At 40.8% G+C, this 2,529-nt stretch carries 3 protein-coding genes and 1 pseudogene; 1 reads left to right on the forward strand and 3 read right to left on the reverse strand.

Going from position 1 to position 2,529, the window contains the following annotated elements:
• Positions 1 to 68 precede the first annotated feature (68 nt).
• Positions 69 to 1,064 (forward strand): site-specific tyrosine recombinase/integron integrase, encoded by a 996-nt coding sequence (gene xerA / locus JQM82_RS15075; RefSeq protein WP_235251219.1) that lies wholly within the window; start codon positions 69 to 71, stop codon positions 1,062 to 1,064.
• 225 nt (positions 1,065 to 1,289) lie between these two features.
• On the opposite strand, the gene JQM82_RS15080 is transcribed toward xerA, so the two are convergent.
• From JQM82_RS15080 to JQM82_RS15090, 3 genes and pseudogenes are all read right to left on the reverse strand, one after another.
• Entirely contained in the window at positions 1,290 to 1,859 is a 570-nt protein-coding gene (locus JQM82_RS15080; RefSeq protein ID WP_235251220.1) for a hypothetical protein, read from the reverse strand.
• Between the two features lie 243 nt (positions 1,860 to 2,102).
• A complete protein-coding gene (locus tag JQM82_RS15085; protein ID WP_235251221.1) occupies positions 2,103 to 2,282 on the reverse strand; it encodes a hypothetical protein in 180 nt (59 codons plus the stop codon).
• Positions 2,275 to 2,529 (reverse strand): annotated as a pseudogene (locus JQM82_RS15090) (hypothetical protein); the annotation flags it as partial. The pseudogene JQM82_RS15090 and the gene JQM82_RS15085, both read right to left, overlap by 8 nt.

The raw sequence follows: 2,529 nt of genomic DNA on the forward strand, positions 1-2,529 counted from the left end.
CATCATAACATGTCTGTTTGACCATTTTTACACCAAACGTTACACTTAATTCAAAAAGGGGTGTTTTTATGAAATCTGAACTTATCCATGAAATCCGCTATCTGATGCAGCCTCATCTTTCTCCTGATCAGAACCGAATACTGGAAACCGTATTAAATCAGGTGTTTGACACCTGCAATCTTCCGGATCGTTCTATTGATACGCCCGCTGTTGATTCCAGACAGAACAAAAAACTGATTCAGCTTTTTATTGCCGCCAAGAAGATCGAGGGGTGTTCTGACAATACGCTGGATTACTACTATAATACGCTTTCACGCATGGACAAAACGCTCCAGAAAAACATCTGTGATATCCAGACCAATGATCTGCGTCTTTATCTGTCTAATTATCAGAATTCGAGACATTCCAGTAAAATTACGCTTGATAATATCCGACGAATCATGTCCTCCTTTTTTGCCTGGCTGGAGGATGAAGATTATATTGTGAAAAGTCCGGTGCGCCGCATCCACAAAGTAAAGACCACACAACAGGTTAAAGAAACTCTTTCTGACGAGCAGCTGGAACTTTTGCGCGATCAATGTTCGCACCCCCGTGATCTGGCAATCATTGATCTCCTGACATCCACCGGCATCCGGGTCGGTGAACTGGTCAAACTGAACCGCTCTGACATCAATTTTGTCGAACGCGAATGTATCGTTCTGGGAAAAGGCGACAAAGAACGGCCCGTATACTTTGATGCGAAAACGAAAATCCATTTACAACAATATCTTGCAACCCGAACGGATTCCGATCCTGCTCTGTTCGTCAGCGTGCATGCCCCATGGAATCGTCTTACCATCGCCGGAGTTGAACGCTGCCTGAAAAAGCTGGGGCAAAGATCACAGGTGCGCCATGTCCATCCCCATAAATTCCGGCGCACCATGGCGACCATGGCAATTGAAAAAGGCATGCCGATCGAACAGGTACAAAAACTTCTCGGTCACACTAAGATTGATACGACTCTCCATTATGCAATTGTAAATCAATCCAATGTAAAGCTGGCTCACAAACGCTATATCGGATAAGCTCTGATATACCAACATACCACTCTGCACTCAATATCCGGGAGTCGTACTCACTGTAGCACGTTATTATAAATAGCAACAATATAGTGGCATAAAATCAGACAAAAAAGATGCCCTTGGATGATTCTGCGCTTTTTCACCCCTGACATCTTTCGTTTTCCCGCTTCATTTTATCCCGCTTCCCGCTTAAATAAATCGCAATTTATCTTATTCTTTCATTTCCTCCTACAAAGCAAACTCCTCAAATAACTTCTGCTGATATTCCATGTCCACCGATGCACGTATAATATCGTCAATACGCTTCTTTTCAGCCAGTATGCAATTCAACCGATTCACTTTCTTGCATCCTGCAATACTTCCCTGCTCTATTCCCTGTTCCATTCCCCGCTCTATTCCATCGTTATACAGATCTTCCAATGCCTTACACATATCTACCGTCTCCTTCCCTTCTTCTTTCTTGATCTGACCTTTTAATATCTTTTCCGAATGCAGAAATTCCCGGATTGCCTGATATGTTTCTTCGTCCACATTCCGAAAGTATGACTCTTTCCCTCTTAAGTATTCAATTAACTTTTCTTTACTTCCTTTACATTGTATCATACCGAATATCTCTTGTAAATCAGTTTGAAAGCGTTCCAGATTTTTTAGATTTCCTGCATCAATCAAATTAATCCGGTAATTCTGTACATACTTTTGGATCACCTGCTCTCCCTCAAATACCATTCCGTTAAACAAATCCGCGAACCGCTCCGGATTGCTCATCCACTGCCTGACCGCAGCATTTCCTGTACCCATGCTGTTACCTCCTTTTTGTATTCTGTTTTTCATTCTTTTTCTTATCTAAATTGGATTAATTGGCGAACTGCCATTGAATTATGAATTGCAATTAGACTGTAACTCTGTCTCAAATAACGTTAAACACTTTATTTACGTTTTTAACATACACTATTGCGATAGATATTTTTGTCTGGTTTTCTGCATGCATTTTCTCCAGAAAATCCGCACACAGCCAGAATAATTATACCTTTATTCCCTGTATTACACCCAGTATTTCTCCACATCATTTTCCGCTTCTTCCTGCGTTATTCCAAACTTTTCCATTACACGGACTATCGCATGATTTTTCTCCATTCCCAGGTCTTTCAATGTTTCTATCATTCCGCGTACAATGCCCTGCTCGATTCCATCGTTATACAGATCTTCCAATGCCTTACACATATCCACCGTCTCCTTCCCTTCTTCTTTCTTGATCTGACCTTTTAATATCCTTTCCGAATGCAGAAATTCCCGAATTGCCTGATAGGTTTCTTCGTCCACACTCCGAAAGTATGACTTTTTTTAAGTATTCAATTAACTTTTCTTTACTTCCTTTACATTGTATCATACCGAATATCTCTTGTAAATCAGTTTGAAAGCGTTCCAGATTTTTTAGATTTCCTGCATCAATCAAATTAATCCGGTAATT

It is taken from the genome of Faecalicatena contorta, assembly GCF_021531995.1.
Taxonomy (GTDB): domain Bacteria; phylum Bacillota; class Clostridia; order Lachnospirales; family Lachnospiraceae; genus Dorea_A; species Dorea_A contorta_A.